We start from the raw sequence: 25,786 nt of genomic DNA on the forward strand, positions 1-25,786 counted from the left end.
TCCGGTGCGACTGTCGTGTTTTTGGAAAGAGACAAATGAGCGCAGCTTATTTGTAAAAGAGGAACTATGTACTTAGAAGAACAACGAAGAAGAGCATTGAGTTTGCTTGCGAATTTGATCATATGGGTATTTGAGGCAGTATCATTTGGCGTGATCTGGTTTGGAGAGTATCACAATCCGTTATTCTTTCGGGGAAATTATGTCGTGATCGGGTTGTATGCCGTCTTTCTGTTTCTGATCACCAAAAGCTTCAATGGATATAAATTAAGCTATATGCGCGTGCTTGATCTGTGTCTGTCACATGGACTTGCAATCGTGATCGGTGGAGCCGTTGCGTATATTTTCATCTGCATGGTATCGCGTGATTATATGAACGTGCTTCCGGTTATCATAATGGTAATCATACAGATTGTGTTTGAGACGCTCTGGGTGATTTTGATCCAGCATATCTACATGCTGTTTTTCCCACCGCGGAAGCTGATCGTGATCTATGGTATTTATCCGCCGGAGAATTTCCTTCTTAAGATCAATGCCAGACGTGATCGTTATCAGATCTGTGAGGTATTAAACTATCAGCAGGGTATGGAGAAGATCCAGCAGGATGTATTGGATTTCGAAGGCGTCGTGCTGTATGATCTGCCATCAGAAGACCGAAATAATATATTAAAATATTGCTTTAAGCATTCCATCCGTACCTATGTCATTCCGAAGATCACGGATATTATCATGAAAGGTTCGGATGATATGCATCTGGTAGATACTCCGGTATTTTTGTCAAGAAATATCGGCTTGCAGGCAGATCAGCGTTTCTTCAAGCGTGCAACGGATTTGTTTATATCCGGGGTTGGAATCATTGTAGCGTCCCCAATCATGCTGATCATTGCGATCGCGATTAAGGCATATGACCACGGACCGGTCTTTTACCGGCAGGTGCGGCTGACACGCGGCGGAAAGCAGTTTATGATCTATAAGTTCCGAAGCATGCGGATCGATGCGGAGGCACACGGCGCACAGCTTGCGAAGAAGGATGATGACCGTATCACACCAGTCGGAAAGGTGCTGCGGAATCTCCATCTGGACGAACTGCCACAGCTGTTCAATGTGTTTGTCGGCGATATGTCGATGGTTGGCCCAAGACCGGAGCGACCGGAGATCTTCGAGAAATACGAGGAGTCGGTACCGGATTTTGATTTCCGTCTGAAGGTAAAGGCGGGACTGACCGGATATGCACAGGTATATGGAAAATACAACACCACACCGATTGATAAATTGAAACTGGATCTGACATATATTCAGGAATACTCCTATTGGTTGGATTTGAAATTGTTGCTTTTGACCTTCCGTATCGTATTCCGCAAGGAAAGCTCGGAAGGCGTGGATAAGAATCAGCAGACCGCATTAAAGGATAAAAACGAGAAAGGATAAAGGTATCGCACATGAATGTAGCAGTGATTATTGCCGGAGGCTCCGGACAGAGAATGGGACAGGATATCCCGAAGCAGTTTATCAACGTATATGACAAACCGGTTTTGATCTATACGCTGGAGAGTTTTCAGAGAAATGATCTGATCGATGCAATCGAGGTTGTCTGTATCGACGGATGGCATAACGTGTTATGGGCGTATGCCAAGCAGTTCAATATTACAAAGGTAAAATGGGTGATCTCTGGTGGAAACAGCGCACAGGAATCTATCCGAAATGGTGTCTACAACTTGAAGGATGTCTGCTCTGCAGATGATAACATCATCATTCATGATGGTATCCGTCCTCTGGTCGACGATGAGGTGCTCGAGGATGTCATTGCGAAATGTAATGAGTTTGGAAATGGTGTTACGTCCCTTCCTTACAATGAGCAGATCTTTGTGATCGACGATGAGGCATCTACAACGAAATACATTCCACGTGAGACACTGCGCCGCGTATCGACACCACAGGCATACAAGTTTGATAAGCTTGTGTGGGCGTATGAGAAAGCGTTTGCAGAGGAAATCGGTATCTACGGTTCTTCTTATACGAATACGATGATGGTAGAGCTTGGCGAGCGCCTGTATTTTGCGAAGGGCTCGGACAAGAACATCAAGCTTACGACGAAGGATGATCTGGAGATTTTCAAGGGCTATCTGACCGCAGAGAAGGATAAATGGTTAAAGTAGGAGAGACGACGATGCATTTATATGACAGTGAACTTTATATGCAGGATGTGTGTGCCGTTGCAAGCATGATCGAGGTACAGGAGCTTGCAGACGCATCGGTGCTGATCTCCGGAGGCACCGGCATGATCGGCAGCTTCTTGGTGGATGCACTTTTGTACGCAGACAAGCATTATCAGGCAAATACGCAAGTGTATATATTAGGCAGAAATGAGGAGAAGGCGCGTGCCCGTTTCGCGGACTATGCGGATTGTCCACAGTTTCATTTTATTAAGCAGGATATCAATGAGAAGGTAGTCGGAAATCCGGCTTTGCCAGCGAAGATCGATTATGTGATCCATGCGGCGAGCAACACTCACCCGGTTGCCTATGCGAGTGATCCGATTGGAACGATCACCGCAAATGTATTTGGAACCCAGTATCTGCTCGACTATGCAAAGGAAGCGGATTGTAAACGTTTTGTATTTTTATCTTCGGTTGAAATCTACGGAGAAAACCGTGGAGATACCGATAAATTCACAGAGGACTATCTTGGCTATATCGACTGCAACACGATGCGTGCCGGATATCCGGAGAGCAAACGTACCGGAGAGGCATTGTGTCAGGCATACCGTAAGCAAATGGAGATGGATGTTGTAATCCCACGTTTGTCCCGTGTGTATGGTCCGACGATGCTGATGAGTGATACAAAAGCACTGTCCCAGTTCATCTTAAAGAGTGTGAAGCAGGAAGATATCGTGTTAAAGAGCGAAGGAACACAGGAATTTTCGTATGCCTATGTGGCAGACTGTGTCGCAGGTATCCTTGCTGTCATGTTAGATGGCAAAGATGGTGAGGCATACAATATCTGTTCGAAGGATTCGGATGTGAAGCTTCGCGATGTGGCAAAGCAGCTCGCGGATCTCGCAGATAAACAGGTCGTGTTTGACTTACCGGATGCAACGGAGCAGGCAGGCTATTCGAAGGCGACCAAGGCAACACTTGACACGACAAAGCTTCGGACAGAACTTGGCTTTGTGCCACAATACGATATGAAGACCGGACTTTCCCACACCGTACAGGTGCTTCGGGAAATCATGTAGACAGGGAATAGGAAAAATATGGGAACAAAAATCAAGGAGTTTCGTCAATATAACAATTTATTTACGGAGCTTGTCAGAAAAGGAATCAAATTAAAATACAGACGATCGTATCTCGGAATCGTCTGGTCGATGATCGAGCCATTGCTTACGATGATCGTATTGACATTGGTATTCGGTACGCTGCTTGGACACAAGGAGAAATCATTTCCGGTCTATATCCTGACCGGACGGCTGATGTATACGCTGTTTTCGCAGTCAACGACGTCTGCCTTAAAGTCCATCCGTCAGAATGAGGCGATGATCAAGAAGGTGTATGTTCCGAAATATCTGTATCCGCTTGCGAATATCTGTTTTAACTACATCTTGTTTCTGATTTCGCTTGTGGTGCTTGCAGTTGTTGCACTGGTATTGGGCGTGTTCCCGACATGGCGTACACTGCTTGCCATCGTACCGCTGCTCAATCTGTTCTTGTTGTCCATTGGTGCGGGTATGATACTTGCGACGATCGGCGTGTATTTCCGGGATATGGAATATCTGTGGAACGTTGCGTTGATGCTGATTATGTATACCTGTGCGATTTTCTATTACCCAAAGAAGATTTTGAATAGTAATGTAAGCTGGATTTTGAAATTCAATCCGCTGTTTTGCATTATCAACAATTTCCGTAACTGTGTGTTCGGCAGGGCGATGAGTGCGCATATGCTGATTTATTCCTTCACCTTTGCATTTGTCTGCATTGTGATCGGAATCGCAGTATTCAATAAGAAGCAGGATCAGTTTATCCTGCATCTGTAAGGCATGGGAGGAGATATCGTGAGCGAAGAGACAAGAAAAGACGTAATTACATTATCCCATGTTGGCATGGAGTTTCATCTGAATAAGGAAAAGGTCGACAGCCTGAAGGAATATTTTATCAAGCTTGTCAAACATGATATTGCATACACGGAGTTCTGGGCATTAAAGGATGTGACTTTTTCGGTCAAGCAGGGTGACCGTGTCGGAATCTTAGGGTTAAATGGCGCGGGCAAATCAACCTTGATGAAGGTGATTGCAGGTGTATTCAAACCGACAGAGGGAACGATTGAAAAACAAGGGGTGCTTGCACCGATGATTGAGCTTGGTGCCGGCTTCGACATGCAGTATACCGGGGCGGAAAATATTTTCCTCTATGGAGCGGTGCTTGGACATTCGCGCAAATTCATGGAAGAAAAATTCGATGAGATCGTGGAGTTCTCCGAGCTTGGCAAGTTTATAGATGTGCCGCTGAAGAACTATTCCTCTGGTATGAAGGCGAGACTTGGATTCTCGATTGCGACCGTGGTGCGTCCGGACATTCTGATCCTGGATGAAGTGCTGTCGGTTGGAGATGCGAAATTCCGTAAGAAGAGCGAGAAGAAGCTGGTCGATATGATGGATACCGGTGTGACGGTGCTTTTTGTATCGCATAATCTGGACCAGGTGAAACGTATCTGCAACAAGGCCATGATCCTGGAGCATGGGGAAATGAAAGCATTTGGAGATATCGATGAGATAGCTCCTGTCTATGAAGAGATGATTGAATAATATGGGTTTTTATATCAAACAGATTATAAAAATGATCGCACAGCATGTGCTGTTTCCAATCTACTATTTTATTTGCTGCAGAAAGCCTGTGACAAGGGGGCTTGTTGTGTTTGCGGATGAACATAAGACAGCATGCCCGCCGTCGATGCAGCGGCTGCACGATGCACTGCTCTTGCAGGAAGGATTGACGGTAGTGGATGATTTCTTCGATCTGCAGGCGATGTCTGCGCAGGCAGGTATGCGGCGGATGCTTGCATTTATGAAGTTGTATGCACAGGCAGAGTTTGTGATCCTGCAGGATAATTTTCTTCCGGTTTCATCTTGCCATAAGCGCAAAGGTACAACCGTGATCCAGCTGTGGCATGGCTGTGGTGCATTCAAGCGGTTTGGCTATGATGCAAAGGATGATATCCCGCAGTTTTATAAGGGAAATGTCTATAAGAACTATGATCTTGTCACGGTGAGCAGTCCTTACTGCCGTCCGTTTTTCACATCGGCGATGCGGATTAAGAATCCGAAGACGGTGCGGGCGTACGGAAGCAGCTATACAGACTGTTATTTTGATGAGGCATATAAAGGTGCGATGCGGGAGAAATTCGAGCAGATCTATGGTGCAAGGAACGGAAGAACCGTGATTGTCTGGGCACCGACCTTCCGCGGAAATGCCGGACAGCAGAACAAGAGTGAGCGGACGATCGGGGAGACCTGGATCGATGAACTTGCGAAAAATCCCGATTATCTGGTGATAAAAAGTCTGCATCCGCATATGCTGAAACGGGGAGAGTCTCAGCCGCTTACGACGGGGGAACTGCTTTTTTCGGCGGATCTGCTGATTACCGATTATTCATCTGTTTTATTTGAATATTTGCTGCTTGACCGGCCGCTGCTGTTTTTTGCACCGGATCTCGAAACCTATGGCACAGACCGTGGATGGTATCTTTCCTATGAAGATATGCCGGGTGCGATTGTGACAGAGGGAGAACAGCTCGCGGATGCGGTTGCCGGCACATTGGGGAAGGATGTGTACGCAGAGAAACGTCATGCGTTCCGGGAGCAGTATATGAGCTGTTGTGATGGAAATGCAACGAAACGATTGATTCGATATATTTTACATGAGGAGACAAAGAGAAACGATGTTGAAAAGCTTATTTAAGAAATTTAAGAAGACGATTGTATTTAAGACGATTCAGAAGACGATTCCATACCGGGCACTGCGGAAAGTGTACCGGGCGTGCAGAAAGCAGATCCGCAGGATGTACCGTTATGAGATGCTGCGAAAGCATTATCCGAAGCTTTATAATAAATATGCGGCAAGACCGGTCAACGAGAAGAAGGTTGTCTTTATCGAGGTGCGGGAGAGCAAGATCAGTGACAGTTTTTCCCTGATGTACAAGAAGGTGCAGGAGGAACACAAATACGAGATTCATACACATTTCCTGCGCAGCGGATTCTCAAAGCGGAAGGATTATCAGCATGCCTGTGAGGCGATGATCACAGATATCGCAGATGCAAAATATATCTTTTTAAATGAGTCTTCGGATGTCATCGCGGCACTTCCAATGCGTAAGGAGACGATCGTTACGCAGCTCTGGCATGGCTGTGGTGCGTTTAAAAAGTTCGGTATGAGTACCGCAGAACTGATCTTTGGTGATGACAGAAAGACATTGGAGAAATACCCATATCATGGAAATTACACCTATGTGACAGTCAGCTCCCCAGAGGTTGTCTGGGCGTATGAGGAGGCAATGTCGCTGCAGGATAAAAAGGGCGTGGTTGTGCCAACCGGTATTTCCCGTTCGGATATCTTCTATGATGAAGAAGCAAAAAAGGCAGCACAGGAAAAACTGCTTTCGGTAGTGCCACAGGCAAAGGGTAAGAAGGTGATTTTGTATGCACCGACGTTCCGTGGCAGGGTTGCAAAAGCAAAGACACCAAATAAGCTGGATATTGCGGCATTTGGTGATGCGCTGGGCAAGGACTATATACTCTTGTTTAAATTACATCCATTTGTGAAGAAACGGACTGCGATTCCGGAAGGATACGAGGATTTTGCCTTTGATCTGACGGATGATATGAGCATCGAGGAATTATTGTTTGTGGCAGACATCTGTATCTCAGATTATTCGTCGCTTGTATTTGAGTATTCGCTGTTTGAAAAGCCGATGATCTTCTTTGCATTTGATCTGGATAACTATTATGACTGGCGTGGATTTTATTATGATTATAAGGACTTTGTCCCGGGACCGATCCACACGACGACTGAAGAGATGATTGAGTATATCCAGCATGTGGATGAGCGGTTTGATAAGAAAAAGGTACAGGAATTCCGGCAGAAATTTATGAGTGCCTGCGACGGACACGCGACCGAGCGGATTATGAAAATGATGTTTGGAGAGTAAATATGGTTTCAGTGATCATTCCATGTTACAACGCAAGACAGTATATATGCGAGGCACTTGCCTCCGCGGTGGCACAGGAATATGTGCACGAGGTGATACTGGTGGATGACTGCTCAACGGATGATTCCGTGGCATGTGTGCAGGCGTGGCTCGATGTGCACGCGGCACAGACGGCAGATATTTCCATCCGGGTGCTGCAGAATGCAGAAAATAGTGGAGTCGCGGTGTCAAGAAACCGGGGCGTGCAGGAGGCAGACGGAAAATATATTGCATTTTTAGATGCGGATGACCGGTTTGCACCGGGAAAACTGAAAAAGCAGGTGGAGCTTCTGGAACAGACGGGAGCCTGTCTTTGCAATACCGCCCGTGTGCTGATGACGCCGGACGGAAGCCTGACACAGACGATCATGCATACCCCGGAGAAAATCACACTTGCAGAGCTGGAGAAAACGAATGTGATCAACTGTTCTTCCGTGGTTGCACCAAGGGAGATTCTGCTGAAATATCCGATGCAGCACAGCGAGGTGCATGAGGATTATCTGACTTGGCTTCAGATGCTGCGGGCATATCCATATGCGGTTGGCATCGATGAACCGTTGCTGGAGTATCGTTTATCCGCGCATGGAAAGTCAAGGAACAAGCTGAAATCGGCACGGATGACATATCGTACCTACCGGCTGGCAGGGTATCCGGTATGGAAATCCTGCAGGATGTTTTTGAGCTATATGATAAATGGTTTGAAAAAGTATGCTACGCATTAAAAATTCACTGTATTTTCAAATAGTACAGGGAATCAAAGATTGATTTTAAAGGCAAGATGCGATATGATAAGAAAGAACGGCTTTGCCGAATAAAGGTTTGAGAGGTATGGATATGGTTGACGAGAAGAAAACCATCCTTATGACGAAGCTTGCGATATTTGAGAAACATGAGAAGAACAAAAGCTTGGTTGTGAGTAAATATTATAGAAGTGATTATGTCCGTTATAATGTGTTAAAAACATGGGTGGCAGTGACAGTACTATACTGGTGTGTCATTGCAGGATACATATTCATGACATTTGACAGTATCTTAGAGAAATTGAATGATCTGGATTATTTTGCGGTCGTATATAAGATGCTGGGTGGCTATGTAATCATCTGTGCAATCTATTTTCTGTTTGCATTTATCCTGTATAATTATCGGTATAAGAAAGCAAGAAATGGACTGGTACAGTACAATATTAACCTGAAAGAACTGATACATGCGGACGATCCGCCGGAGATGCAGCGACGCATGGTAGACGATACAAAGCGTACGACCGATGATGTCTCTGCAGCCAGAGCGCATGCGCCACAGCAGGCATCCCGTGCCAATGTCAGCCGTTCGGAGATGGTACAGCGGCAGCTGCAGGCACAGCAGGAACGCAAGAATCAGGAGATTATCGAGAATGTAAAGCGTCGGAATGAGCGCATTTCAGAGAAGCAGCAGGAAGAAGCGCAAAGACAGCGAGAGATGGAAGAAGAACGACGCAGAATCCGCGCACGCCGCGCGCAGTTAGAGCGCGAACAGCTGGAGCGGATCAGACAGGAACAGCAAGGTATGTACCGGGAAGATCATGTCTATAATACAAATACACCGAACGGTGCAGGAAGGGGAGAAAACGAATGACTGGATTGATAGCAGTGAGAAATTCCATACGTGATTTTTTGAGAAAATATGATGAGGTAACCACTCCGATTCTTCGGTTTATCTTCTCGTTTATTGTATTTTCCTGTATAAATTCTCTGTTTGGATATAGTGAGTTTTTACATAGAGGTGTTATCACATTTTTATTGTCTGTGATCTGTGCACTTGTGACAGGACCGGTTGTTGTATTTCTGGCTGGTGTTGTCGTTGCCGTTCATTGCTTCTCGGTATCGATGGACGTAGGCGTTTTGTGCCTGTTGTTATTCCTTGTGATGTATTGCTCCTATATTCGGATGTTCCAGAACACGGGATATGTACTGGCATTGGTGCCAATCTTATATATGCTGAAGATTCCATTTGCGGCGCCTGTTATGGTAGCAATCTTTGCAGGATTTTCTGGAGCGGTTCCAGCCGCCTTTGGTGTGGTAATTTATTATTTTGCACAGTATGCGAAAGAGGCAAGAGCAACCATCCTTCTTGGTGAGGATGCGGATTTTCAGGGATACTCCTATATTGTAAATGGTATGATGAAGGACAAGGCAATGCTGCTTGCAATCATTGCATTTGTGGTTATCGTTATGGTGACGGCACTCATTCATCAGTTGAATTTTGACTATGCATGGTATGTCGCGATCGGTGTTGGAAGCGTATTTACGATTCTGGTATTTATGGTATGCGGCATGTTGGTTGACGTCAGCGTTCCGGCGGGCAGTCTGGTACTCGGCGCGATTCTCGGGGGTGTGCTTGGCGTGATTGTACAGATGTGTAAGAGTGTGATTGATTACTCGCACAAGGAATCCGTGCAGTTTGAAGATGATGATTACTATTATTATGTAAAGGCGATTCCGAAGGTGGAAAATGCACAGAAAAAACGTGTAAAAACCATGACGGAGGAAGAAGTTGCGGAACAGGTGAAGAAACCACGTCCGCAGCAGGGCACAAATGGTCAGGCAAGACAGCCACGTCCGCAGCAGGGCACAAATGGTCAGGCAAGACAGCCACGCCCACAGCAGGGTGCAAATGGTCAGGCAAGACAGCCACGCCCACAGCAAAACCGAAACAACGGACAGATAAATCGATAAGACTAGCGATGGTTAAGGGGTGTTAGTTTGAAAAAGTTACTCACAGCATTAAGTGTATATTTTGATTGGTTTTACATACCGAAGATCCATGTGACGGACATTATTGAGATCATTATTCTGTCGTATGTAATTTACCATGTCATGATCTGGTTTAAAAAGACGCGTGCATGGACCTTGTTCAAAGGAATTGTTGTGTTGTTTATCTTTGTCGGACTGGCAACCCTTTTTCGTTTGAATACGATCCTGTGGATATTCCGGAACACGATCAGTGTCGGTATTATTGCGGTGATCATTCTGTTCCAGCCAGAGCTTCGGCGTGCACTGGAAGAACTGGGACGAAAGAAGATCTTTACAGATGTTCTGGCGAGGGATGATAAGAACCTGCATCTGGAACGCGTCAACAATCATACGATCGATGAGCTCGTTGCAGCTTCGATTGATATGGGTAAGGTAAAGACCGGTGCGCTGATTGTTATCGAGCAGGATGTTGCACTTGGAGAATACGAGAATACAGGTATTCTGATCGATGCGGCTTTGACAAGGCAGCTTCTGATCAATATATTTGAGCACAATACCCCATTGCATGATGGTGCGGTAATTATACGGGATAACCGTGTACTTGCAGCAACCTGTTATCTGCCGCTTACGGATCGTATTGATCTGAACAAAGCACTTGGAACGAGACACCGTGCGGCGGTTGGTATCAGTGAAGTGTCTGACAGTATGACGATCGTGGTATCCGAGGAAACCGGAGAAATCTCTATCGCGTATGGTGGAACCCTGTATCGGAATCTGGACGCAATTGAACTTCGAAAGAAATTGACCTCTTTACAGCCGGTTATTCCGGAGCACAGACGTGCGAGACTGCGGAAAGGGGGCAAAAAGAATGGGAAAAAATAAGAAAGAGCTTGGACATATCGGATACAAGATTTCGGCAGTTTTGCTCGCGATTGTTGCCTGGCTTGCGGTGGCAAATATTTCCGACTACCAGACGACACGGCAGATATCCAATATTCCGGTCACTCAGATCAATGGCGATGTGCTTGATGAACTGGATCAGGTGTACGATGTAGTGAGTGGAGATACTGTGGATATCATAGTCAAGGGCAGACGATCTGTGGTCGGTACACTTGATAAAGATGATTTTACGGCAATTGCGGATTTGTCCACGATGTCGATTACCGATACCGTATCGATATCTGTGGAGGCAAAAAGCAACACGGTTCAGAGTGAGATCAATATTACTTGCGTGGATAATACGATGAAACTCAATCTGGAAGAGAAGGTGACACAGCAATTTCCAATCAAGGTGGTCACAACTGGAAGTACAAAAAACGGATATGCGGTAAGTGGAACGAGTTCTACGCCGAATATCGTAAAGGTTGAAGGACCGAAGAGCGCGGTCGAGAAGATTACAGAGATCCGGGCATCGGTCGATGTAGACAAGAAATATTCCAGCTTTGAAACAGAGTCGGAGCTTCATATCTATGATGCGTACGGAGAAGAAATTACAAATGATAAGATTACCCTGGACGTTGCATCGGCAAAGGTAAGCGTTGAAATCTATGCAACCAAGTCCGTGCCAATCGAGGTGAACCTGCGTGGAACACCGGGCGATGGCTACGGCGTGGAAGGCGTGGTATATCAGCCACAGAGCGTGGAACTGGTTGGACCGGCGGATGCACTTGCCAAGATAGAAACCGTGGATGTGGATGATGTGTCCGTGAGTGGAATGACCGAAGATTACCAGACGGATGTAGATATTCGTGATTATCTACCGGATGGAGTTTCGGTGGTAGATATCCCACCAGAGATTACCGTGAATATCTCGATTACGAAGCTGGAAGATAAGAAGCTGACTGTGACAGTAAACAGCTTTGTGCTTGACAAGCAGGTGGATGGCTATCAGTATGAGGTGACGATCAATAACTTTACGATCACGGCATCTGGATTTGCAGATGTGGTATCGAAGCTGACGTTGGATGATGTTGTTCCAACGATTGACTGTTCCGGACTTCCGGTTGGCAATCATGGAAATGTGACTGTAACTTTGAAGGAGATTGACGGTGTGACGTATACGATGAGTGGTACGGTCAGTGTCAATGTCACAAATGCAGAGAATAAATAAAGGGTGATTGATCCTCCAGACGGAGTATGGAAGAGAAGAAAGAAGCGTGAGAATGTGGAACAGGGAAAGATAGAACAGTTCAAGGAAGCAGTTGCACAGTGTAATTCGATTGTATTCTTTGGCGGTGCGGGTGTGTCGACGGAGAGCGGAATTCCGGATTTCCGAAGCACAGACGGTCTGTATAACCAGAAGTACAAATATCCACCGGAGACGATTGTCAGTCACAGCTTTTATATGCAGCGGACGGAAGAATTCTATGAGTTCTATAAGGACAAGATGCTGTTCCCTCAGGCACAGCCAAATGCTGCGCACAAGAAGCTTGCAGAGTTAGAACAGGCTGGAAAGCTGAAAGCAGTCATCACACAGAATATCGATGGACTGCATCAGGCGGCAGGCAGCAAAGAGGTGTTAGAGCTGCATGGCTCCGTACACCGGAATTACTGTACGAAATGTAAGAAGTTTTTCCCGCTTTCGTATATCGTAGAATCAAAAGGCATTCCAACGTGCGACGAATGTGGTGCAATTATCAAACCGGACGTTGTTCTGTACGAGGAAGGACTTGACCAGAGTATCCTGACACGTTCAATCAATCATATCGCGAAGGCAGATATGCTGATCATCGGTGGTACATCGTTAGCGGTATATCCGGCGGCAGGACTGATCGATTATTTCCATGGGAAATATCTGGTTGTCATCAATATGGCATCGACACCGCGTGATTCCTATGCGGATATTGTGATCAATGGCAAGATCGGTGAGGTATTGTCACAGATCGAGGTCTGAGACAGGACTTGACAGACAAAAACGATGGTGCTAAAGTACAGTTGTGTCAAAAAGTAAATAAATATTTACTCGGGGCGGGGTGTGATTCCCCACCGGCGGTATAGCCCGCGCGCAGTGATGCATGATTTGGTGAGATTCCAAAGCCGACAGTATAGTCTGGATGAGAGAGTAAGGATAGAGTTGCAGGAGAAAAATGGCAGTGCGTGATGCACGATGACAGCCATTTGATTTCGATGAGGATAAGCCCCGGGACATAATGATATGTGACCGGGGCTTAATTTTTGGGTGAATAGAACAAAGAAGGTGATAAAGTGGCATACAAACAGGAATATATGGAGCTTGCGATCGAGCTTGCGAAAAAAGGAACCGGCGCGGTCAATCCGAATCCGCTTGTCGGTGCGGTGATCGTGAAGGGCGACCGGATCATCGGACAGGGGTATCATGCAAGATATGGGGATCTGCATGCAGAACGGGCAGCATTTGCAAGTCTTACCGAGGATGCAACAGGCGCGGAAATGTATGTAACGCTGGAGCCATGCTGTCATTATGGCAAACAGCCCCCATGTACGCTTGCCATCGTGGAACACGGCATAAAAAAAGTCTATGTTGGAAGTGATGATCCAAACGACAAGGTGGCTGGAAAAGGCATTGCGTTTCTGCGGGAGCATGGCGTCGAGGTGGAAACCGGCGTGATGAAGGATGCTTGCGATGCAATCAATCCGGTATTCTTCCATTATATAACGACGAAGCTGCCGTATGTGGTTATGAAATATGCGATGTCAATGGACGGCAAGATCGCAGCGTACACCGGAAAGAGCCAGTGGATTACCGGGGAAGCAGCGAGACAACATGTGCAGGAGACACGGAACTGGCTGAAGGGAATCATGGTGGGCTGCAATACGGTCTTACAGGATGATCCGGCGTTGACCTGCCGGATTGAAGGAGGAAGGAATCCAGTCCGGATTGTCTGCGATAGTCATCTACGAATCCCACTGGACTGCCGGTTAGTACAGACGGCGGTGGATGTGCCGACAATCGTGGCAACACTCGATGGTGCATCGGACAAGGCAAAGGAATTGCAACAGGCAAATGTGCAGATACTACAGTGTAAGGAAAAAGATGGACGCATTGATCTGTATGATCTGATGGTGCAGCTTGGTGCACAGGATATCGACGGCATCCTGTTAGAAGGCGGCGGCACGTTAAATGAGCAGGCACTTGCACAGGATATCGTGCAGGAGGTGCAGGTATATATCGCACCGAAGATCATAGGTGGTGCGGAAGCGAAAACCCCGGTGGAAGGCAAAGGCGTACCGGATCCAAATGGTGCGTACCGGTTTGCATTTGACCGGATGGAGCAGGTCGGAGACGACATCTTACTTCGATATCGAAAGGAGAAGCGGGAAATATGTTTACAGGAATCATAGAAGAGGTTGGAACGCTTCTTGCCACGCGGAAAGCATCGAAATCGGAAAGCCTTACGATTGAGGCACCATATGTCTTGCAGGATGCGAAGGTTGGAGACAGTATCGCGGTCAATGGCATCTGTCTGACGGCAACTTCGATTTCGGGCAATACATTTACGGCGGATGTCATGGCGGAGACGATGCGGCGGACATCGCTTGGCACACTGCATACCGGAAGTAAAGTCAATCTGGAACGTGCGATGGCGGCAGGTGGACGCTTCGGTGGGCATATCGTATCCGGACATATCGATGGCACTGGAGCGATCGCGAACATGGAACGGGAAGAAAATGCAGTCTGGGTGACAGTTGAGACGACACCACAGATTATGAAATACATCATCGAGAAAGGTTCGATCGCGATTGACGGCATTAGCCTGACGGTCGCGACGGTCAGCACCGACCGGTTTCAGGTATCAATCATTCCGCACACCGGTCAGGAGACGACGCTGCTTACGAAGAAGGCAGGCGATATTGTGAATCTGGAAAACGATGTGATCGGAAAATACGTGGAGCATCTGCTTCATTTCAAAGAGCCGGATAATAAGAAACAAAGCTCGAAGGTTGATATGGGATTTCTTGCAGAGCATGGATTCTTATAGAGAAATTAGCGATAATTACACATAATAGAGTTATGAACAGACAATGATAAACAATTCATAAAATGGAGGAACAACATGGAATTAAACAGCATTGAAGAGGTTGTAGAGGACCTCAAAAAAGGAAAATGTGTTGTGATCATGGACGATGAAAATCGCGAGAATGAGGGCGATGTCATCTGTGCCGCAGAATTTGCAACAACAGAGAACGTGAACTTTATGGCAAGCTATGCCAAAGGTCTGATCTGTATGCCAATGGCACCGGAATATACAGACAAGCTACATCTGCCACAGATGTGTATTACAAATACAGACAATCACTGCACCGCATTTTCCGTATCGGTCGATCATGTGAGTACGACAACTGGTATCTCAGCCTATGAGCGAGGGATTACAGCACGCAAGTTTGTGGAGGACGATGCGAAGCCAGAAGATTTTCGCAGACCGGGACATATGTTCCCACTCGAGGCAAGACCAGGTGGCGTGATCGAGCGTCAGGGACACACCGAGGCAACGGTAGATCTGATGAAGATTGCAGGATTGAAACCGGTTGGTCTTTGCTGTGAGATCATGCGCGACGATGGTATGATGGCAAGACGCGATGACTTGGAGCAGTTTGCAAAGCAGCATGATCTGAAGATCTCTACTGTAGAGAAACTGATCCAGTATCGTAAGGAGCATGAAGTATTTGTCGAGTGCGTGGCAAAGGCAAAGATGCCGACACGTTACGGCGAGTTCATGATTTACGGCTATGTAAATAAATTAAACGGCGAGCACCATGTCGCACTCGTAAAGGGTGACATCACCGATGGCGAACCAGTTCTTTGCCGTGTACATTCCGAGTGTCTGACCGGCGATGCACTTGGTTCTGCACGCTGCGACTGCGGACAGCAGTATGATGCAGCAATGAAGCAGATTGCCAAGGAGGGCAGAGGCGTGCTTCTCTACCTGCGTCAGGAAGGCCGTGGAATCGGACTTATCAACAAGATCCGCGCGTACCAGTTGCAGGATCAGGGACTTGACACGGTCGAGGCGAACTTGAAGCTCGGCTTCCCGGAGGATGCCCGTGACTACACGATCGGTACACAGATCCTTGTAGACCTCGGCGTACACAAGATGCGCCTGCTCACAAACAACCCACTCAAGGTATACGGCCTTTCCGGCTACAACCTTGAAATCGTTGAGCGTGTGCCAATCGAGATGGAACCGGGCAAATACGATATGTTCTATTTGAAAACAAAGAAAGAAAAGATGGGACATATTCTCGATAATGTAGATTGATGACATTAATATATAAAAAACTAACAAGGATAAATTTCAGGAAAGACGGTATACCAAACACATAAAAGGTGGTGAATGCCGCCTCTCCGTACAAATATGAGAATGTTTATAGCCACATCCTAAAAGGAAAATGTGTATTGCGATGTTCTTCTATGTATGATTCCAATGCAGACCATTGGAACACGCCAGCACTTAACAAGCAGTGCCGCCATCGAAAAATGGTGGTGCTGCGAGTTTAGTGTCTGCTGCGTGTGGAAGTGAACGAGAGTGCGTCTGCATGGAACATACATAGGAGAACATCGATAGAAAGAATGTAGAGATGTGGCATAAGAATAAAAATAAGGAGAGAAAGAAAATGAACAAATTAGAAGGAAAATTAGTCGCAGATGGCGCAAAAATCGGAATCGTAGCAGCAAGATTTAACGAATTTATCGTATCCAAATTAGTCGGTGGTGCGATGGACGGTCTGATCCGTCATGACGTGAAGGAAGAGGACGTCACAGTCGCATGGGTACCAGGTGCATTTGAAATCCCAGTTGTCGCAAAGAAGATGGCAAAGTCTGGAAAGTATGACGCGGTAATCTGTCTTGGCGCCGTTATCCGTGGAGCAACAAGCCACTATGATTACGTATGTAACGAAGTATCCAAGGGCGTAGCTTCCGTATCACTGGAGACAGAGATTCCGGTATTGTTCGGTGTCGTTACAACCGAGAACATCGAGCAGGCAATCGAGCGTGCAGGTACAAAGGCTGGAAACAAGGGATACGATTGTGCCCTTTCAGCTATTGAGATGATCAACCTCATGAAGCAGATCTAATTACCTGCGATACACCAGAAGTTTAGTTTTAAGTAAGGATAGACGAATATGAAAAAAGAACGTTGTATGTTGTTTTTTGATATTGATGGGACATTGATCACAACCGATGGCAGGCGGACATTTCCGGAGAGTGCGAAGCGTGCGCTGCGCGAGGCAAGGGAGCGAGGACACCTTGTCTACATCAACACCGGGCGCGTCATGGAAAATGTGGATGATTTCATCCGCGAAGTCGGTTTTGATGGATATGTCTGCGGTTGCGGAACATATATTGTGTCTGAGGGAGAAGTGATGCTGCATCACCGTATCCCGCAGGAACGCTGCCGCGAGATCGCGTATAAGTGCCGGGAATGTCACATGATGGCAATCTTTGAACACACGGATCATACCGGTTATGATAGCGCACTGGCTGGCGAGGACGCCGGGTATCAGGAGATTCTGCACTATTTCAAATCCATGGGGCGCCATATGATTGATAACATTGAAGATCCGGAATTTTGCTTTGACAAGTTTGCCTGCTGGTATGAGGAAGGCAACCCGAAGCTGCAGGAATTTATTGATTATATGTCTGAAGATTTTACCTGTATTCAGCGTGAGGGCAATTTCTTAGAGGTTGTGCCACACGGATTTTCCAAGGCGACTGGTATCCGGTTTTTGATGGAGAAATATGATATTCCGCTTGAACGCATTTATGCGTTTGGGGATAGCAATAACGACCTCGATATGTTACGATATGTACAAAACAGTATTGCGATGGGCGTCTGCACAGAGGAAGTGGCTGAGGCTGCTTCGTACCGTACGGATACGGTAGAACAGGACGGCATCGAGAAAGCCATGCGGCATTTTGGGATGATAGAGTAAGCCATGAATGAACGACGTTTTCGACAACTGAATATATTGACGATCATTGCCGTAGCGGTCGGGGTAGGGATGATGCTCTTTTTTGCATTTGTCGTATCGGACGGTGGCAATCAGAAGATTTCCTTCCGCACGCCAAAGAAGCTTGATGATACATGGGTGTTGTACCGGCAGGGCGAATCGGATGAACAGATCATAGATCTGCCGACGAAGCTCAAGGCGAAAAAAGGCGAGATCATCACGATCGCACATCAGATGCCGGAGGATGCCGGCGAGGACAGCGCGATCTGTTTTTACACAGAGTTTCAGAACGTGATCGTTTCCATCGGAGATCGTCGTGTCTATGAAAGCGGTGTGCTGGCAGATAACAAGATGACGAAAAATGCTGTGCCCGGATATCACGTGGTAGATATTGACGCGAGAGCCGGGGAGACAGTAACGATCCAGCTTGCCTCGGCATATGGCAGATACAGTGGCAGAATACCGGGGATTTATTATGGTTCGCGTGGAGATATTGTATCGTGGCTCATACGGAGAAATGGTATTCCATTTGTTGTGTCACTGATGATCCTAGTGCTTACGATCCTGCTTGGCGTGTCACTGTTATTTATGACAAATGAAAACATCAACAAGCAGAAGGCAGCGTATGGATTTGGGTTTATTGTCTTTGCGGCGGCTTGGATTTTCTTTGGAAATACGATGATGCAGCTGCTGACGAAGAATCAGTTCGCAACGTACATGGCGAGCCAGATTTTCCTGCTTTTGATGCCGCTGTTATATTTTATGTATCTGCGAAGCTTCGCGATGAAGCGGCGCTATGCGAAGATCTTTGAGATTTTGATTTATGTTTATGCGGTGAATTTCCTGACTGGAATCGTATTCCAGTTAGTGGGTGTCTGCGATTTTGCAAGCTATATGTTCTTCACGAAGATTCTGATCATGGTTGGCTTGCTGTTGCTATGTCTGATTATGTATTTAGCGGCAGACACATATGCAGATAAGAGCATTTACAGCAATTTTTGGGCGAATGTGATACTGACCGGATCGTGTCTGGTGGAATTCATCCTGCATTTCTTCCGGTTTTACAAGAGTTATCAGGGCGTTGTCCTGCAGATCGGATTGTTTGTATTTGCGGTGCTGTTGATGATTTCTATCGAGAAAACGGTGATTCAGGAGATGAATGCGGAGCGTGATGCAGCGCTGAGCAGTGTCGGACATGAGAAGTCGCAGGCGGTGCGCACGATCAATACCGCACTGATTTATCGGGCGTTAAATACTGCGATTACAGATTTGAAGACACATGATCAGTCGAACAGCCGCCTGATTTACGATACCTCGATGTTTATGCAGCACAATATGGATGCAGTTTATAAGCAGGGGCTTGTTTCTTTCGATACAGAGCTTTCGTATATCCGGGCATATCTCGGCATGCAGAAACGGATTCATCCGGGACTTGAGGTGCTTGTGGAAGACAAGGTGACAGAGTTCAAGGTACCATACAATACGATTGAACCGCTTGTGGAAAATGCAGTCGAGGCGGCTGTGGAAACGAAGCAGGATGGAAAGGTTGTTGTGCGAAGCTATGAGCGGCTGGACTGTTTCGCAATCCAGATTGTTGACAATGGAAATGGTGTTTCACCAGTAAAGAAATTCCGGGCAAAGCAGGATTTCCGGGGACTGCAAAAGCAGTTGAAATCGTCGGTGGGTGCTTTGATTGAAGTGCGCACAAAACCGGATAAGGGTACGATATTGACTGTGAAGATCCCAAAACAGGGATATGTAATAAAGGAGTAAGAAGATGACATTTTCGGAACAGATCGTGTATGGCTGGTTTAAGCCATCCAAATATAAAGATATGATAGAGTTACCGCGCAGGCGATTTGTTGTGTATGTCATTGTGATGATGCTTGTCTTGGCGATTGTCAGCTACGTCGTTCCGACGGCTTCGATCATCTCTGGATTTGGCGGATTTGAGAAGCTTTTTACACAGAGTCTTGGAGAAGTAAATTATACGGACGATACGCTTTCTGTGTCCAATAATTTTGATATGCATATCAACGCCGCGAATTTTTTAGTGGATACGTCACAGGAGACGGTGCAGAACGAAAGCCTCAAAAAACAGGGCATGTTTCTTGCGGTTGGAAGCAAGACCGTGCGGATCAGCATGGTACTAGGTTCCAAGGTGACAGATTACGGGGTATATTATCTGTCTGATTATTTGCAGGATGGGTTTAACAATGACAGTCTTGTTGCGATGATTCCGTCGATCTACGCGGTACTTTTCGTGACACTGCTTGGAACGATGCTCAGTTATTTTGTAAAATACGCAGTGGTTGCGCTGCTCTTTTCTATCCTTGTGAACAGCATGAATCATCAGTTTCATTTGAACTTACAATTCGGACAGGTGTTTGCGCTTTGTTTCTATGGACAGTCGTTTGCAATGATCCTGTCGAATTTCAATCAGGCAATCGGTCTTTTGCCAACGCTGCTTGTATCGATCGTTGGAATTTTCGTGACTGTTCATATGATTACCGTGAGTGTTGCGCTTATGAAAAACGAGCGGGAATTGTAGCAGAAAAGGATTTCAGTTTGTAAATCAAAATTTGATATAACATACACTTATAGTCGGATATAAAAACCTTGTATTTTTCAGAATTGCCTTATAGCTATATAATAGGGGCATGAAAGAAATTGATCGAGGTGAGAACGATGAGACAGATTTTATGTTATGGAGATTCGAATACATATGGATTAGTACCGAAGGAAAACGCACGGTATCCATGGGGGATCCGTTGGACAAGCCGGTTGAATGAGAAGCTTGGACTTCTGCAGTACCGTGTGATTGAGGAAGGGCTGTGCGGACGGACGACCATCTTCGATGATCCGTTCCGAGACCATCGAAATGGCGCAAAATTTGTCAATGCTGTGCTGGAGACACACGGGGCATCGGATCTTATCATCCTGATGCTTGGAACCAATGATTGCAAGACCGCATACAAGACGACACCACAGTTGATTGGAAAGGGTGTGGAGACGGTAATCGCGAAGATCCGAAGCTTTGCACCGGACAGCAAGATTCTGCTTGTGTCACCGATCCATCTGGGCGAGAAGGTCTGGGAGAAATCTTATGATCCGGAGTTTTCCAGAGAGTCGGTCGATGTATCGAAGGGGCTTGCCGATGTCTATGCGGAAATCGCGAGAAATGAACATCTGTATTTCTTAGATGCATCCGATGTGGCTGCACCGAGTGACACCGATCAGGAGCATCTGAATGAGGAAGGGCACGCGAAGCTCGCGGAAGCAATCTACGAGAAGGTGGATGATATATTCGCGGAGGCTGCGTAGATTTCTTCGTAGAATAATATAATTTAGTACGAATATAAGAAGCCGGTAAGAGACTATTTCATATAGTTTCTTACCGGCTTCTGTGTTAACTACAGATACCCATATTTCTTCCGCTGTGAGAACACGAAGAAGAGCGTCATGCACAAGGTGATTGCTTCCGCTACAATGATCGCGCCCCAGATACCGTCTAATCCGAGGATTAGTGGCAGCAGCATGACGGCGGATAACTGGAACACAAGTGTCCGCAGGAATGAAATCAACGCAGAAATCAAGCCATTGTTTAACGCCGTGAAGAAGGACGAACCATAAATGTTAAATCCGTTGATCAGGTAGGTAAACGAATAGATCAGGAATCCGTGTTTGGTTAGTGCAAACAGTTCTGCATCATATCCAACGAAGATTTTCGTCAGAGGTCCTGCAATCACATGTGCCAGCAGGACAAGCAGGATACCCCAGATGGCAATCAGACTGGTACTTTTTTTGAACATATTCTTAAGCTCATCCCGGTTCCCGGCACCGTAGTGGTAGCTGACAATCGGTGCACTGCCGACCGAATATCCAAGGAAGATCGATATGAATATGAAGTTTACATACATGATCGCGCCGTAGGCAGCCACACCATTTTCGCCTGCGTATTTCATAAGCTGCAGGTTGTAGAGCGAGTTCACGAGAGAGGAAGAGAGGTTCGTCATAAGCTCGGAGGAACCATTTGTACATGTCTTCAACAAGACCGCTCCGTCAAATTTTGTCTTTCCAAGTTTCAGCAGGCTGGAATTCTTCCGTGCAAAATAGAAGATCGGGAAGAATCCACCGATGCATTCTCCGGTTACCGTCGCAATCGCGGCGCCCGGCAATCCCCATCCCAAGACTGCGATAAACAGATAATCTAACACCATATTTGTCACACCAGCGATGATGATAACGCCAAGTCCCAGCTTCGGTTTCTCTGCGGTAACGAAGAAGCTCTGGAATACGTTTTGCAGCATAAAGGCTGGCATGGAGATAAAACAGATTCTTCCATATAGCACGCAATTATCCAGCAGTGCGCCTTCTGCACCAAGCAAGGATGCAACCGGACGGACTAACAGCATTCCGCAGAGACTGAAGATGACACCGCCGATGAAAGTCACATAGACAAGCAGCGAGAAATATTCGTTTGCTTTCTTATGTTCGCCTTCGCCGAGTGTCTTTGCCACGATCGCGCTACCACCGGTACCGACCATGAAGCCGAGTGCGGACACACCCATCATGAGAGGCATAACCAGATTGACTGCGGCGAATGCTGTCTTGCCGACATAGTTCGATACGAACAGCCCATCGACGATACCGTAGATGGAAGTGAAGATCATCATGATGATGGACGGCAGGACGAAGCGCAGCAGCTTCTTATAAGTAAAATGTTCGGATAATTGTATCTTCATGTTGTAATTCCTCCAATTTTGTTATAGCTTCTGGATTCCTTCGCGCAGGGCTGCGAGATACTGTGCGTGGAAATGCAGAATCGTTTTGTATTCTTTTTCTGTCAGTTTTGGGAATGCTTCGTTCTCAATCTCTACCATCGGGAAGATCGTACGGCGCACGAGCTGCAATCCCTGTTCGGTCAGATAGATGTGCATGCTCCGTCCCTTTCCGGACGCGAGTGTCAGATATTCCTTCTTCTGTAATGACCGGATCGCTGAGTTGACGGTCTGCTTCGGGATGAAGGTTGTGCGGCAGATGTCACTTTGCTTACAGCCATCCCCCAGCTCACAGATCGCGTACAGGGTGTCGAACTCGCTGTTCGAGAGACCAAGCCGCATCGCTGCGTCGTGGTAGATGATGTTATATTCTTTGTAGATGTGGTTGAATGCAACCAGCTTGTCACTCATATATGGTTGTTCTTCTTCGTGTTTTTCTTTCATAGAGGCTCCTCTCACAATTCGACAAAATTTGTCTGATTTCGTACTCAAGTAAGTCCGAAAACATACTTAGTATAGTCTGATTTCGGACTTATGTCAAGAGGAAGATGGATGTAAATTATTTGTAATTATGCAAGGAAAACATGGCAAGATACATTGCTATTTTACAGGGATTGAAGTATACTTAGGGGCGAAAATAAATATGTATAAAATATTATAGAACGAAAATTATAGACAAGGGGAACAGGACAGGAGTAAAAAGATGCTGACACAATTTTCAAGAACTGAGCTGCTGCTTGGAAAAGAAGCGATGGAGAAATTACAGAATTCCCGTGTCGCCGTATTCGGAATCGGTGGTGTAGGTGGTTATGTCTGTGAGGCGCTGGCACGAAGCGGCGTTGGAGCCTTTGATCTGATCGATGATGATAAGGTGTGTCTGACGAATCTGAACCGTCAGATTATTGCGACCTATAAGACAATCGGAAAATATAAAACGGACGTTATGAAGGAACGGATCTTGGATATCAATCCGAAAGCGGATGTACGTGTGCACAAATGTTTCTTCCTGCCGGAAAATGCCGATGAGTTTCCGTATGAAGACTATGACTACATGGTTGATGCAGTGGATACGGTAACTGCAAAAATCTCTCTCGTGATGAAAGCACAGGAGAAACACATTCCGATCATCAGCAGTATGGGCGCCGGCAATAAATTAGATGGCAGTCAGTTCAAGGTGGCAGATATCTATAAGACGAAGGTCTGTCCGCTTGCGAAGGTCATGCGGCGGGAACTTAAGAAGCGCGGAGTGAAGAAATTAAAGGTTGTGTATTCGGAGGAACCGTCGATTCGTCCGATCGAGGATATGTCGATCAGCTGCCGGACGCGCTGTGTATGTCCGCCGGGTGCGAAACACAAATGCACCGAGCGGAGAGATATTCCGGGCAGTGTCGCATTTGTTCCATCGGTGGCAGGTCTGATCATTGCCGGTGAGGTTGTGAAGGATCTGGTGAAGGACGTACCGCGGACAGCAGAAGAACCGACAACATAAATACGGGCGTAGGCAAAATAAAATATAGTAACTCGTGTAATTGGTATGCATGTGATGGAACAGGAGGCAGAAACAATGACATTAGAGAAGCATGTGATTGATACAGTGAAGGAATGGCAGACGAAGATCGGCACGGATGATGCAGGCGTGCGCCTCTATTATCCGAAGGTGTCGATGTGCGGATATCTGAAGCTTCCAGTGGAGGAGGATTCCGAGAAGATCTGCCAGGAGGCAGAGGCATATTTCGAGAAAAGTGTACCAGAACTTGGACACGTGACAGTGACCGAGAAAGCAGACCGGTTCTGCGTGTTTGTCAGTCCGGAGGGCTGTGATTATATTAACCTTGAGATTCCTGTTTCGGAATTTTTAGAGGGATTTCTGAAGGTGCTTAAGACGCAGGATATGCAGCAGGTACGGGCGTATTTTCAGGCATTTGCGAAAGCACATGGCACGACGGTCTGTGAGGAGGACGATGAGGAGGATCTCGGAACGGTGCTCTCTTTTGCGGATAAGGATGTGGAGCCTTATCTGTACTGTGTGACAGACGATCAGTTTGGAATTACCTATCACCGGTTTACGAAGGATGATTTCGATACGATTTAAAAAAGTCTTAAACAAAAGCGGAGTTTAATAAAAAAGATACAATTTGGATACAACCATGATTTAAAATAGAAAAGGAGTTTTCCCATGAACGAACAAACGAAAGCGAGAATCAAGGAGTTACAGAAAGAAAAAGATGTTGTGATCTTAGCGCATTATTATGTGGATGGTGAAGTGCAGGAAATCGCAGATTATGTCGGCGATTCGTACTATCTGGCGAAGGTTGCAACGACAGTGGAACAACAGAATATTTTGTTTTGCGGCGTCTCCTTTATGGGTGAGAGTGCGAAGCTTCTGAATGCGAAGAAGCATGTCTATATGGCAGATGATGGAGCGGATTGCCCGATGGCACATATGGCGGAAGTGGAGAAGATCGAGGAAGTGCGGAAGGAATATCCGGATGTGGCAGTTGTCTGCTATGTAAATTCAACAGCAGAATTAAAGGCACATTCCGATGTCTGCGTGACATCATCCAATGCACTGAAGATCGTCAAGGCATTGCCGAACAAGGACATCTATTTTATTCCGGATTACAATCTGGCACATTTTATAGCGGAGCAGGTACCGGAGAAGCATTTTATCTTCAACGATGGATTCTGCCATGTACATAAGAGCATTCACAGTGAAGATGTGAAGAAGGCAAAGGAACTGCATCCGGACGCACTTGTTCTGGCACATCCGGAGTGTACAAGTGACACGCTGGCACTGGCGGACTTCATCGGAAGTACGTCCCAGATCATTGATTACGCAACCGCATCGGACAGCAAGAAGTTCCTGATCTGCACTGAGATGGGTGTGTTCTATGAGTTGATGCAGAAGAACCCGGACAAGAAATTCTTCTCTGTCGGACACAGACAGTTCTGCCCGAACATGAAGAAGGTCAGTCTGGACAAAGTACTTGAGAAGCTCGAAGATCTGAAGGATGAAGTGATCCTTCCAGAGGAAATGTGTGAGCAGGCGAAGAAACCGCTCGACGAGATGCTTCGTCTGGCACAGTAGCAGGACTGGTGCGTTAGTGGGTGCAT

Annotated in this window: 26 protein-coding genes and 1 riboswitch; of the genes, 24 read left to right on the forward strand and 2 right to left on the reverse strand. The window is 46.5% G+C overall.

The window, feature by feature from the left end:
* Positions 1–66: 66 nt before the first annotated feature.
* From H9Q76_RS02890 to H9Q76_RS02990, 21 genes are all read left to right on the forward strand, one after another.
* On the forward strand, positions 67–1,425 hold the full coding sequence (locus H9Q76_RS02890) for an exopolysaccharide biosynthesis polyprenyl glycosylphosphotransferase (RefSeq protein WP_249321581.1): 1,359 nt from the start codon (positions 67–69) through the stop codon (positions 1,423–1,425).
* A gap of 11 nt (positions 1,426–1,436) precedes the next feature.
* A complete protein-coding gene (locus tag H9Q76_RS02895) occupies positions 1,437–2,153 on the forward strand; it encodes an IspD/TarI family cytidylyltransferase (RefSeq protein ID WP_021985749.1) in 717 nt (238 codons plus the stop codon).
* Positions 2,141–3,232 (forward strand): NAD-dependent epimerase/dehydratase family protein, encoded by a 1,092-nt coding sequence (locus H9Q76_RS02900; protein ID WP_207738834.1) that lies wholly within the window; start codon positions 2,141–2,143, stop codon positions 3,230–3,232. The genes H9Q76_RS02895 and H9Q76_RS02900 overlap by 13 nt, the downstream gene beginning before the upstream one ends.
* An 18-nt stretch (positions 3,233–3,250) precedes the next feature.
* Positions 3,251–4,027: an ABC transporter permease gene (locus tag H9Q76_RS02905; protein ID WP_021985747.1), complete on the forward strand. Its 777-nt coding sequence runs from the start codon at positions 3,251–3,253 to the stop codon at positions 4,025–4,027.
* Positions 4,028–4,093: 66 nt separating this feature from the next.
* Positions 4,094–4,795, forward strand: coding sequence for an ABC transporter ATP-binding protein (locus H9Q76_RS02910; protein ID WP_242995418.1), 702 nt, complete (start codon positions 4,094–4,096; stop codon positions 4,793–4,795).
* Position 4,796: 1 nt separating this feature from the next.
* Positions 4,797–5,948, forward strand: a complete 1,152-nt coding sequence (locus tag H9Q76_RS02915) for a CDP-glycerol glycerophosphotransferase family protein (protein WP_249321583.1) — start codon at positions 4,797–4,799, stop codon at positions 5,946–5,948.
* A complete protein-coding gene (locus H9Q76_RS02920) occupies positions 5,929–7,194 on the forward strand; it encodes a CDP-glycerol glycerophosphotransferase family protein (protein ID WP_118545840.1) in 1,266 nt (421 codons plus the stop codon). The genes H9Q76_RS02915 and H9Q76_RS02920 overlap by 20 nt, the downstream gene beginning before the upstream one ends.
* A gap of 2 nt (positions 7,195–7,196) precedes the next feature.
* On the forward strand, positions 7,197–7,955 hold the full coding sequence (locus H9Q76_RS02925) for a glycosyltransferase family 2 protein (RefSeq protein WP_117780778.1): 759 nt from the start codon (positions 7,197–7,199) through the stop codon (positions 7,953–7,955).
* Positions 7,956–8,067: 112 nt separating this feature from the next.
* Positions 8,068–8,844: a hypothetical protein gene (locus tag H9Q76_RS02930; protein ID WP_118373759.1), complete on the forward strand. Its 777-nt coding sequence runs from the start codon at positions 8,068–8,070 to the stop codon at positions 8,842–8,844.
* A complete protein-coding gene (locus H9Q76_RS02935; RefSeq protein WP_021985741.1) occupies positions 8,841–9,944 on the forward strand; it encodes a single stranded DNA-binding domain-containing protein in 1,104 nt (367 codons plus the stop codon). The genes H9Q76_RS02930 and H9Q76_RS02935 overlap by 4 nt, the downstream gene beginning before the upstream one ends.
* A 27-nt stretch (positions 9,945–9,971) precedes the next feature.
* Positions 9,972–10,844: a diadenylate cyclase CdaA gene (cdaA, locus tag H9Q76_RS02940; RefSeq protein WP_021985740.1), complete on the forward strand. Its 873-nt coding sequence runs from the start codon at positions 9,972–9,974 to the stop codon at positions 10,842–10,844.
* On the forward strand, positions 10,831–12,072 hold the full coding sequence (locus H9Q76_RS02945; protein WP_021985739.1) for a CdaR family protein: 1,242 nt from the start codon (positions 10,831–10,833) through the stop codon (positions 12,070–12,072). Before cdaA ends, H9Q76_RS02945 begins: the two co-directional genes overlap by 14 nt.
* A gap of 54 nt (positions 12,073–12,126) precedes the next feature.
* A complete protein-coding gene (locus H9Q76_RS02950) occupies positions 12,127–12,855 on the forward strand; it encodes an NAD-dependent protein deacylase (RefSeq protein WP_117780837.1) in 729 nt (242 codons plus the stop codon).
* 61 nt (positions 12,856–12,916) lie between these two features.
* A riboswitch (FMN riboswitch) is annotated at positions 12,917–13,031 on the forward strand.
* A gap of 156 nt (positions 13,032–13,187) precedes the next feature.
* Positions 13,188–14,282 carry a bifunctional diaminohydroxyphosphoribosylaminopyrimidine deaminase/5-amino-6-(5-phosphoribosylamino)uracil reductase RibD gene (gene ribD / locus H9Q76_RS02955; RefSeq protein ID WP_249321880.1) on the forward strand — a complete coding sequence of 365 codons (1,095 nt, stop codon included), beginning with the start codon at positions 13,188–13,190 and terminating at the stop codon, positions 14,280–14,282.
* Positions 14,264–14,920 (forward strand): riboflavin synthase, encoded by a 657-nt coding sequence (ribE, locus tag H9Q76_RS02960; RefSeq protein ID WP_249321584.1) that lies wholly within the window; start codon positions 14,264–14,266, stop codon positions 14,918–14,920. The genes ribD and ribE overlap by 19 nt, the downstream gene beginning before the upstream one ends.
* Positions 14,921–14,995: 75 nt before the next feature.
* A complete protein-coding gene (locus H9Q76_RS02965; RefSeq protein WP_249321586.1) occupies positions 14,996–16,198 on the forward strand; it encodes a bifunctional 3,4-dihydroxy-2-butanone-4-phosphate synthase/GTP cyclohydrolase II in 1,203 nt (400 codons plus the stop codon).
* Between the two features lie 355 nt (positions 16,199–16,553).
* Entirely contained in the window at positions 16,554–17,015 is a 462-nt protein-coding gene (gene ribH / locus H9Q76_RS02970; RefSeq protein ID WP_021985734.1) for a 6,7-dimethyl-8-ribityllumazine synthase, read from the forward strand.
* A gap of 48 nt (positions 17,016–17,063) precedes the next feature.
* The gene (locus H9Q76_RS02975; protein ID WP_249321588.1) at positions 17,064–17,873 is read left to right on the forward strand and encodes an HAD family hydrolase; all 810 of its coding nucleotides are present in this window, start codon (positions 17,064–17,066) and stop codon (positions 17,871–17,873) included.
* 3 nt (positions 17,874–17,876) lie between these two features.
* Positions 17,877–19,664 carry a LytS family sensor histidine kinase gene (locus tag H9Q76_RS02980; protein ID WP_249321590.1) on the forward strand — a complete coding sequence of 596 codons (1,788 nt, stop codon included), beginning with the start codon at positions 17,877–17,879 and terminating at the stop codon, positions 19,662–19,664.
* A 4-nt stretch (positions 19,665–19,668) separates the two neighbouring features.
* Positions 19,669–20,442 carry a DUF1189 family protein gene (locus tag H9Q76_RS02985; protein WP_117780785.1) on the forward strand — a complete coding sequence of 258 codons (774 nt, stop codon included), beginning with the start codon at positions 19,669–19,671 and terminating at the stop codon, positions 20,440–20,442.
* A 137-nt stretch (positions 20,443–20,579) separates the two neighbouring features.
* The gene (locus H9Q76_RS02990; protein WP_118545844.1) at positions 20,580–21,215 is read left to right on the forward strand and encodes a GDSL-type esterase/lipase family protein; all 636 of its coding nucleotides are present in this window, start codon (positions 20,580–20,582) and stop codon (positions 21,213–21,215) included.
* 89 nt (positions 21,216–21,304) lie between these two features.
* On the opposite strand, the gene H9Q76_RS02995 is transcribed toward H9Q76_RS02990, so the two are convergent.
* Positions 21,305–22,636, reverse strand: a complete 1,332-nt coding sequence (locus H9Q76_RS02995) for an MATE family efflux transporter (RefSeq protein WP_118373750.1) — start codon at positions 22,634–22,636, stop codon at positions 21,305–21,307.
* Positions 22,637–22,657: 21 nt separating this feature from the next.
* A complete protein-coding gene (locus H9Q76_RS03000; RefSeq protein ID WP_021985728.1) occupies positions 22,658–23,116 on the reverse strand; it encodes a MarR family winged helix-turn-helix transcriptional regulator in 459 nt (152 codons plus the stop codon).
* A gap of 259 nt (positions 23,117–23,375) precedes the next feature.
* Here H9Q76_RS03000 and H9Q76_RS03005 point away from each other — a divergent pair, with 259 nt between their 5' ends.
* The 3 genes from H9Q76_RS03005 (at position 23,376) to nadA (ending at position 25,760) form a co-directional block, all read left to right on the forward strand.
* Positions 23,376–24,161 (forward strand): tRNA threonylcarbamoyladenosine dehydratase, encoded by a 786-nt coding sequence (locus tag H9Q76_RS03005; protein ID WP_118734820.1) that lies wholly within the window; start codon positions 23,376–23,378, stop codon positions 24,159–24,161.
* A 75-nt stretch (positions 24,162–24,236) separates the two neighbouring features.
* The gene (locus H9Q76_RS03010) at positions 24,237–24,764 is read left to right on the forward strand and encodes a DUF3877 family protein (RefSeq protein WP_021985726.1); all 528 of its coding nucleotides are present in this window, start codon (positions 24,237–24,239) and stop codon (positions 24,762–24,764) included.
* Between the two features lie 84 nt (positions 24,765–24,848).
* Positions 24,849–25,760 (forward strand): quinolinate synthase NadA, encoded by a 912-nt coding sequence (gene nadA, locus H9Q76_RS03015; protein WP_021985725.1) that lies wholly within the window; start codon positions 24,849–24,851, stop codon positions 25,758–25,760.
* Positions 25,761–25,786: the final 26 nt, after the last annotated feature.

This window comes from Wujia chipingensis, from assembly GCF_014337155.1.
Taxonomy (GTDB): domain Bacteria; phylum Bacillota; class Clostridia; order Lachnospirales; family Lachnospiraceae; genus Coprococcus_C; species Coprococcus_C hominis.

Bases quoted from the DNA above. Each gene is read 5' to 3' on its own strand.
- H9Q76_RS02890 (WP_249321581.1), top strand. From the start codon at position 67: ATGTACTTAGAAGAACAACGAAGAAGAGCATTGAGTTTGCTTGCGAAT.
- H9Q76_RS02895 (WP_021985749.1), top strand. From the start codon at position 1,437: ATGAATGTAGCAGTGATTATTGCCGGAGGCTCCGGACAGAGAATGGGA.
- H9Q76_RS02900 (WP_207738834.1), top strand. From the start codon at position 2,141: ATGGTTAAAGTAGGAGAGACGACGATGCATTTATATGACAGTGAACTT.
- H9Q76_RS02905 (WP_021985747.1), top strand. From the start codon at position 3,251: ATGGGAACAAAAATCAAGGAGTTTCGTCAATATAACAATTTATTTACG.
- H9Q76_RS02910 (WP_242995418.1), top strand. From the start codon at position 4,094: ATGGAGTTTCATCTGAATAAGGAAAAGGTCGACAGCCTGAAGGAATAT.
- H9Q76_RS02915 (WP_249321583.1), top strand. From the start codon at position 4,797: ATGGGTTTTTATATCAAACAGATTATAAAAATGATCGCACAGCATGTG.
- H9Q76_RS02920 (WP_118545840.1), top strand. From the start codon at position 5,929: ATGTTGAAAAGCTTATTTAAGAAATTTAAGAAGACGATTGTATTTAAG.
- H9Q76_RS02925 (WP_117780778.1), top strand. From the start codon at position 7,197: ATGGTTTCAGTGATCATTCCATGTTACAACGCAAGACAGTATATATGC.
- H9Q76_RS02930 (WP_118373759.1), top strand. From the start codon at position 8,068: ATGGTTGACGAGAAGAAAACCATCCTTATGACGAAGCTTGCGATATTT.
- H9Q76_RS02935 (WP_021985741.1), top strand. From the start codon at position 8,841: ATGACTGGATTGATAGCAGTGAGAAATTCCATACGTGATTTTTTGAGA.
- H9Q76_RS02945 (WP_021985739.1), top strand. From the start codon at position 10,831: ATGGGAAAAAATAAGAAAGAGCTTGGACATATCGGATACAAGATTTCG.
- ribD (WP_249321880.1), top strand. From the start codon at position 13,188: ATGGAGCTTGCGATCGAGCTTGCGAAAAAAGGAACCGGCGCGGTCAAT.
- ribE (WP_249321584.1), top strand. From the start codon at position 14,264: ATGTTTACAGGAATCATAGAAGAGGTTGGAACGCTTCTTGCCACGCGG.
- H9Q76_RS02965 (WP_249321586.1), top strand. From the start codon at position 14,996: ATGGAATTAAACAGCATTGAAGAGGTTGTAGAGGACCTCAAAAAAGGA.
- ribH (WP_021985734.1), top strand. From the start codon at position 16,554: ATGAACAAATTAGAAGGAAAATTAGTCGCAGATGGCGCAAAAATCGGA.
- H9Q76_RS02975 (WP_249321588.1), top strand. From the start codon at position 17,064: ATGAAAAAAGAACGTTGTATGTTGTTTTTTGATATTGATGGGACATTG.
- H9Q76_RS02980 (WP_249321590.1), top strand. From the start codon at position 17,877: ATGAATGAACGACGTTTTCGACAACTGAATATATTGACGATCATTGCC.
- H9Q76_RS02985 (WP_117780785.1), top strand. From the start codon at position 19,669: ATGACATTTTCGGAACAGATCGTGTATGGCTGGTTTAAGCCATCCAAA.
- H9Q76_RS02990 (WP_118545844.1), top strand. From the start codon at position 20,580: ATGAGACAGATTTTATGTTATGGAGATTCGAATACATATGGATTAGTA.
- H9Q76_RS02995 (WP_118373750.1), bottom strand. From the start codon at position 22,636: ATGAAGATACAATTATCCGAACATTTTACTTATAAGAAGCTGCTGCGC.
- H9Q76_RS03000 (WP_021985728.1), bottom strand. From the start codon at position 23,116: ATGAAAGAAAAACACGAAGAAGAACAACCATATATGAGTGACAAGCTG.
- H9Q76_RS03005 (WP_118734820.1), top strand. From the start codon at position 23,376: ATGCTGACACAATTTTCAAGAACTGAGCTGCTGCTTGGAAAAGAAGCG.
- H9Q76_RS03010 (WP_021985726.1), top strand. From the start codon at position 24,237: ATGACATTAGAGAAGCATGTGATTGATACAGTGAAGGAATGGCAGACG.
- nadA (WP_021985725.1), top strand. From the start codon at position 24,849: ATGAACGAACAAACGAAAGCGAGAATCAAGGAGTTACAGAAAGAAAAA.